This window comes from Methylobacterium sp. E-045 (assembly GCF_022829685.1).
Lineage (GTDB): Bacteria > Pseudomonadota > Alphaproteobacteria > Rhizobiales > Beijerinckiaceae > Methylobacterium.
Genome location: NZ_JAKSYE010000003.1, coordinates 1 through 6,659 on the forward strand (window position 1 = coordinate 1; position 6,659 = coordinate 6,659).

6 protein-coding genes and 1 pseudogene are annotated in these 6,659 nt (G+C 67.1%); 3 read left to right on the forward strand and 4 right to left on the reverse strand.

Annotated features, from left to right (window positions below; all coding sequences use genetic code 11):
• Positions 1-52 precede the first annotated feature (52 nt).
• Positions 53-301, forward strand: a pseudogene (locus MKK51_RS00020) (GTP-binding protein); the annotation flags it as partial.
• A 226-nt stretch (positions 302-527) separates the two neighbouring features.
• Here MKK51_RS00020 and MKK51_RS00025 read toward each other — a convergent pair.
• From MKK51_RS00025 to MKK51_RS00040, 4 genes are all read right to left on the reverse strand, one after another.
• Positions 528-1,211 (reverse strand): class I SAM-dependent methyltransferase, encoded by a 684-nt coding sequence (locus MKK51_RS00025; protein WP_243974217.1) that lies wholly within the window; start codon positions 1,209-1,211, stop codon positions 528-530.
• Positions 1,208-2,206 carry a glycosyltransferase family 2 protein gene (locus MKK51_RS00030; RefSeq protein WP_243974219.1) on the reverse strand — a complete coding sequence of 333 codons (999 nt, stop codon included), beginning with the start codon at positions 2,204-2,206 and terminating at the stop codon, positions 1,208-1,210. The genes MKK51_RS00025 and MKK51_RS00030 overlap by 4 nt, the downstream gene beginning before the upstream one ends.
• Positions 2,207-2,409: 203 nt before the next feature.
• On the reverse strand, positions 2,410-3,102 hold the full coding sequence (locus MKK51_RS00035) for an NrsF family protein (protein ID WP_243974221.1): 693 nt from the start codon (positions 3,100-3,102) through the stop codon (positions 2,410-2,412).
• Complete coding sequence (locus tag MKK51_RS00040; RefSeq protein ID WP_243974223.1) at positions 3,095-3,685, reverse strand: RNA polymerase sigma factor; 591 nt, start codon at positions 3,683-3,685, stop codon at positions 3,095-3,097. The genes MKK51_RS00035 and MKK51_RS00040 overlap by 8 nt, the downstream gene beginning before the upstream one ends.
• 638 nt (positions 3,686-4,323) lie before the next feature.
• Between MKK51_RS00040 and MKK51_RS00045 the strand changes: the two genes are divergently transcribed.
• Together MKK51_RS00045 and MKK51_RS00050 are read left to right on the forward strand one after the other, a co-directional pair.
• Complete coding sequence (locus MKK51_RS00045) at positions 4,324-5,781, forward strand: helix-turn-helix transcriptional regulator (protein WP_243974225.1); 1,458 nt, start codon at positions 4,324-4,326, stop codon at positions 5,779-5,781.
• 353 nt (positions 5,782-6,134) lie between these two features.
• The gene (locus tag MKK51_RS00050; RefSeq protein WP_243974227.1) at positions 6,135-6,644 is read left to right on the forward strand and encodes a CsbD family protein; all 510 of its coding nucleotides are present in this window, start codon (positions 6,135-6,137) and stop codon (positions 6,642-6,644) included.
• Positions 6,645-6,659: the final 15 nt, after the last annotated feature.

Below are 6,659 nucleotides of genomic sequence, written 5' to 3' on the forward strand. Positions count from 1 at the left end.
TTAAAGCTTCCCGCCTTTTCCGGACCGCACCAGCATCACCTGAAACATTGAGATTACGGAGCCTACGAGGGCCAAAGAGAAGTTTGCCCGCACCAAGCCGCACGGCAACCTCGGCACGATCGGTCACGTCGACCACGGCACGACGTCGCTGACGGCGGCGATCCCGAAGGTCCTGGCGGAGTTGGGCGGTGCGACGTTCACGGCCTACGACCAGATCGACACGGCCCCCGAGGAGAAGGCGCGCGGCATCACGATCTCGACGGCCCACGTCGAGTACGGGACCGATCGTGCCGATGTTGCAGTGCGGCTTGGTGCGGGCAAACTTCTCTTTGGCCATCGTCACATTCCTAAAACAAAGTCACATGAGCGGTCGCCCAGGGCGGCGCTCGAGATGTCGAGCCGGGCGAAAGACGCCGCCCGGATAGAGGCTCGGCGTCAGATGATCAAGGGATGATGGCCGCGCGGGTCGAATCGGGCCTGCGGCGTGGTCGCGTGGCCGAGGTCCAACTCCCGCCTTCGATGCGGAGTCAAACGGTTCCGCAAGCCAGGAACTGCGCGCCGAGCGGCAGCCGGCCGATCCGCGCCTCGACGGTCCGGACCCATCCCCGCCGGAACGGGAAGGCCAGGAAGTGCCGGCTGCGTATGTCCCGCAGCCCCTGTTCCCCGAGGAGGGTCCGGGTCTTGCGGGCGCCGAGCAGCACGGCGTCGTGATCGAAGGGGCAGCGTGACACCGCGAGCCGCGTCAGCGGGTTCCACGGGTTGTGCTCGATGATCGCCACGAGGCCGCCCGGGCGGGTCACGCGCCGCATCTCCGCAAGGAGGCCGGAACGCTCGGCGACGGGGACGTGATGGAAGACGCAGACGGCGAGCGTCGCGTCGAATGCCCCGTCCTCGAACGGCAGGGTGCCGGCTTCCTGGAGACGGTAGCGGTTGCCGGGGTTCTCGCTTTCCGCACGGGCCACGGATTCGGGCGAGGGATCGGTGCCCGCCATCCCCGAGACGATGCCGGCGAGGCGGCGATGGAGGAGGCCGACGCCGCAGCCGACATCGAGGAGCGACGGGCGGGAGGCACCGAAGTGCCGGCCGAACACGTCCGCGAGGAGATCGGCCTTCGCGTCGAGGAAGAAGCCGTGTTCGAGCCCCGAGAAGGCGATCGAATCCTGGACGACCGCATCGTAGCTCGTGCGGTACGCGTCGAAGGCGCTGGTCATGCCGCGATCCTCGATGTTGCGGTCTGTCCATCCTCCGGGAAGCCCACCGCCCGGCCGACCACGTAGAGGGGGCGCTTCTTCACCTCGGTATGGATGCGTCCGACATAGAGGCCGACGATGCCGGTCATCAGCAGGTTCATGCCGGCGAGGAAGGAGACGAGGACGACGATGGAGGCCCAGCCGCTGACCAGGGCCGGGTCGTAGAGGGCGCGCACGGCAATGTAGAATCCGTAGGCCAGCGCCGAGAGGGACACCGCCGTGCCGGCCCAGAGGGCGAAGCGGAGGGGAATGTCGGAGAAGCCGACGATGCCGTCGAAGGCGAGCCGCAACATCTTCGACCAGCCGTATTTGGTCCGGCCCAGGGTCCGCGACAGACGGTGGAACGGCACGGCGGTCTGGCGGAAGCCCATCCAGCTGAACATGCCGCGCACGAAGCGGTCGCGCTCGGGCATGGCCAGGAAGGCGTCGAGGGCCTTGCGGTCGACGAGGCGGAAATCGCCGACATCGGCCGGGATGTCGATGGCGGTGAGCGCCCGGATGAGGCGGTAGAACAGACCGGCGGTCCAGCGCTTGAAGCGGCTCTCGCCCTCCCGGCTCAGGCGCTTCGCATAGACGATCTCGTAGCCCTCGCGCCATTTGGCGGCGAGTTCGAGGACGACCTCCGGCGGGTCCTGCAGATCGGCGTCCATCACCACGACGGCGGCCCCCGCGGCGCGCTCCATCCCGGCGGTGATGGCGATCTGATGGCCGAAATTCCGCGACAGGGCGAGATAGCGGTAGCGCGGATCGTCCTTGGCGCGGCCGGCGGCGACGATGCCGGTCATGTCGGTGCTGCCGTCATCGACGATGATTACCTCCGCCGGACCGTCAAGCGTGTCGAGAAGCTGATCGAGACGGTGCAGCAGCACCGGCAGCACGGCCTCCTCGTTGAAGACGGGAACGACGAGGCTGTAGGTCGGCGTGCCGATCTGTGCCGAGGGAGATGTCACGGTCATGCGTCTCGCCGGCGGACGGAAGGTCCGGTCGGCGGGAGGCTAGCGCGGCATGATTAAGGCCATTCTAATCGGCCGGCGCGAGACACCGGCTGTCCGCCCATGCCGGTTCGGCAAAAGGGGGCACCGGCTTTTTGCGCCCTCGAACCTGCGCCCCTTCGAGGGCCTCAGCGAGGTGAAGCGTCGACTTGTCCCTGCGAACCTGCTCAGGGATCGGCATCCACCGCCGTGGCGGCGGAGCGTCGGCCGGTCGCTCCCTCGAGGATGCGGCCGCCGAGAAGCCCGTTGAGGGCGACCACGATGAGAACGGCCATGAGATGGACGGCGAGATCCGTCGCGGTGGTGTCGTGAGGATGGAACGGCACCAGAAGCGCCGCCGCCGCCGCCGCGACGGCGAGGCCCCCCAAAGCCGCCGTGACGCTCGGGTTCAACGGGCAGGCTCGCCGCAGCATCACGACCAGCAGGACCGAGAGCGGCAGCGAGACGCCGATCAGGAAGACGAAGCACCCGCGCATCTCCCCGGTTTCCGCGAGGTTGGACGCGGGAGCGAGCCAGGTCCGCAGGCAACCGAGCCCGCTGACTCCGATCCACAGGACGAGGGGCGGGATCGGCAGCAGGGCCCAGGCCCGGCTACGGCCCGGCACGCTGCTCTGGAAGGCCGCAAAGGCCGCGGCCACGCTGGTCAGTATCGCTCCGAGCGCAGCATAGCGAAGATCGGGAACGCCGAGACGCGCTTGCAAGCCGGTCGAGTCCGACAGGGGCAGGAGGAGAAGACCCAGGGCGAGCACGGCGGATGCCCATACCAAAGCCCGCCATCCCGGCGCGGGCAGGCGGCGGATCGGCGCGAGCGACCGGGCCAGCTCCTCGACGAGACGCTCGTGGCGGGCGGCATCAGACATCCGAACCCTCCTTGCTGAATGAGAGAGAGGCACGCAGGGCCTTGAGAGCCCGATGGAAATTGACTTTCAGCGCCGTCTTGGTCCGCCCGGTGAGAAGCGAGGCTTCATCGAGGGAGAGCTCGCGCAGTGCGATGTGCTCGATCGCCTCGCGCTGCCCCGGGGGAAGATGGGCGACGGCCTCCGCGACCATCCGGCGACGGTCGCGGACCACCAGATCGTACCCCGGCAGGGGCCCATCGTCGGCGCGTGCTTCGTAGGCGATCGGATCATGGACCTCGCGCGGCCGACGGCTGGCGTGGCGCATGGCGTCGATGGCGCGCCGGTGGACGATGGCACGGAGCCAGGGGAGAAAGGGCCGGGCGGGATCGTAGCTGGCCCGCGCCCGGTGGATCGTCAGCAGGGCATCCTGAACCACGTCGTCGATGCCGGGGCTCGGCACGCCCTTGGCCCTCGCCATGGCGGAAATGACGGGCACGCAATCGCGCAGGAGCGCCCGGTAGGCTGCGGCATCGCCGTTCTGAGCCGCCTGCATCGCAGCAGACAGCGATCCCTCGCCGGACGATGCCATCGATCGGGCGGGCATGGTCGCGATGCTTCCGGTCTCCGCGGACCGAGCCTGAAGGACGGACAGACGGCCCGAATGCGCCGCCTGCGCCAGGCTCACGACCGAGACCCTAATTCGTCGCCGGGGGCTTGGCCACACCGCCCTGCGCTTTCGGCTCCGCGCCCGTGGGGCTGGCGGCGAAGGGCGACGGCGACGGTTCGGGGGAGCGTGCTCATGGGAGGCGGTCCTTCGTCGTGGCACCGGGTTCCGCGGTGGCCTGAGAAGGAATTCGGCGATCGCCCGGCTTTGGTTACGCGTCTCGGTCGCGAAGCCGATCCTTTGACCGGCCTACCTTCTGCAATCCGGCGCCATCGATGGATTTATCAGGTCGAGGGGACAAGTTGGGGCAACCGATTCTTTGATGCCCATGGGCCGGCGCGGCCGTTCGACGAGAATACTTCAATACGAACATCAAGGGCGTCGGTTTGTACAAGAGCAGACATACCTCCTGCCAACGAAAGATGCCCTTGCATGGGGCACTGCGCTTTCTCAGCCGACGATGCTTCTGTGGATCACTCCAATATACCAGGCTCGTCCCGAGTGAACCTGGAACTGACCGCCCATGCATTTGTTAAAGGCTGAGCCGTGGCTTGGTCCATGAAGCGATGGGAGCCACAGTGACACTCGGCGTCGACAGGTACGAACTCCGGCAGATCATCGCCGGCCTCAGCGAGGGGGTGATCCTCGTCGAGCCGGACCAGACCATCGCCTACGCCAACGAGGCGGCTCTGGCGATGCATGGCGCGGAGTCGGTGGACGAGCTCGGAGAGACCGTCGATGCCTATCGCGAGCGTTTCTCCCTGCGCTACCGCAACAACCGCACGCCCGATCAATACCCGATCGAGCGCGTGGTGTCCGGTGAGACGTTCCATGACGTGATCGTGGAGGTGAGGCGCACCGACAAGCCGGACGTCACCTTCGTCCATTCCCTGCGCAGCCTCGTGGCCACCGATCGCGACGGCAGTCCCAGTTGCCTCGCGCTGATCCTCAAGGACGTCTCGGATCAGTTCGAGGCCGAGGACCGCTTCGAGAAGACGTTCAACGCGAATCCGGCCCCGGCGGTGATCTGCCGGCTCGCGGACCTGCGCCACGTCAAGGTGAATCTCGGCTTCCTCGAGATGACGGGTTACACCCGTGATGCCGTCATCGGTCGCAGCGTCTACGAGGTCGATGTCCTGGCGGGCGCCCGGAGCCGGGATCTGGCCATCTCGCGACTGAACGAGGGCGGGACCATCCCGCAGATGGAGGCCTGTCTCGACCTGCCCGGCGGGGGCGAGCGCCATGTCATCGTCGCCGGCCAGCCGATGGAACTCGGTGAGGAGCCGTGCATGCTCTTCACCTTCGCCGATCTCGAATTGCGCCGGAAGGCCGAGATGGCCTTGCGTCAGAGCGAGGAGCGCTTCGCGAAGGCCTTCCGCCTGACGCCCGTGCCGACGGTGCTCGCGCGGGCGGACAGCTTCGCCATCACCGGGGTGAACGAGGCTTTCACACGGGTCTTCGGCCATGCCGCCGAGACGGTCGCCGGGCGCTCACCGTCGGAGCTCGGGCTCTGGGTCCACGATGCGGCCCGTGAGAAGTTCGAGAGTTCCGTGGCCATGACCGGCTACGTCCTCGGGCTCGAAGCCTGCCTTCAGCACGGGGATGGAACGAGCCTCGATTGCATCGTCTCCGCCGAGCGGGTCGAGATCGGGGACGACATCTACGCCCTTCTCGTCCTGCAGGACATCACCGAGCGCAAACGCACCGAGCGCGACCTGTTCGAGGCCATCGAGACCGTCATGGCCGACACCTCCTGGTTCAGCCGAGGGCTGATCGACAAGCTCGCCAACCTGCGTCGGCCGGGCGGCGAGCACCAGGTCTCCGTCGCCCCCAACATGACGGTCCGCGAACGTCAGATCCTCGATCTCATCTGCTCGGGACTCGGTGACGATGCCATCGCCAAGCGTTTGACCCTCTCGCGCAACACGGTCCGGAATCATGCCGCTGCCCTCTACCGCAAGCTGGGCGTGCACAAGCGCTCCGAGGCCATCGTCTGGGGGCGCAACAACGGGTTTCCGGCGGGCTCGACCGGTTAAATAAAATCTCCTTACCGGTATGAATGCATCATTGATCGGTCGTCGGTACGCGCCACCTTGGGAGGGTCGAGACGCGAGAGATGCGGGTCGGCCCAATCAGATGCGCGGATCGATCTACGAGTGAATCCAAGTCCGCGCTTCCGAGTCCGCGATTACGGCTGAAACGCCCAAGGGCTCGGTAAAGAAAGCCATCGGAAAGCTGATCGGTGATCACGATGTGGTGGACGAAGGAAGAGCTCAGCACAAATTACCGAAGTCCGCAGTGAAACCAAAAGTGTTTCCGAGACTTAGGGTGAGCCTGACGGCGCCGGACATCGTCCAGGCGAGAGATTAGAGATACAGGAGCGAAGATCATGGTCGATACCAATCGGATCACCGGAGCCGCGAAGGAACTCGGCGGCAAGGTCCAGGGCGTGGTCGGCGACCTGACCGGTTCGAACCGCAACTCCGTCGAGGGCCGGGCGCGCGAAGTCCAGGGCACGGCCGAGAACCTTTATGGTCAGGCGAAGGACGCTGTCGGCGAGGCTGCCGAGCGCGCCGCTGACGCAGCCCGCGACGTCGGTGGCCGTGTCCGCGACGCCGTCGACGATGTCGCCGGATCCGACGGACGCGAGATCAAGGCCCGCGCGCGCCAGGCGCGGGACGCCGCCGGGGACACCTATGAGCGCGCGGAGCGATCCGTCCGCAATGCCGGTCGTGAAGCGTACGACTACGCCGAGGACGCCTACGAGAACGGCGGCAACTATCTGCGCCAGGGCGGCCGCGAGGTCACGCACCACGTCGCCGAGCACCCCGTGGCCGCCCTGCTGGTGGCCGGCCTCCTCGGCTACGGCCTCGGCCTGCTCATCCACGGCCGCGACTGATCCGCAGGCCGACGA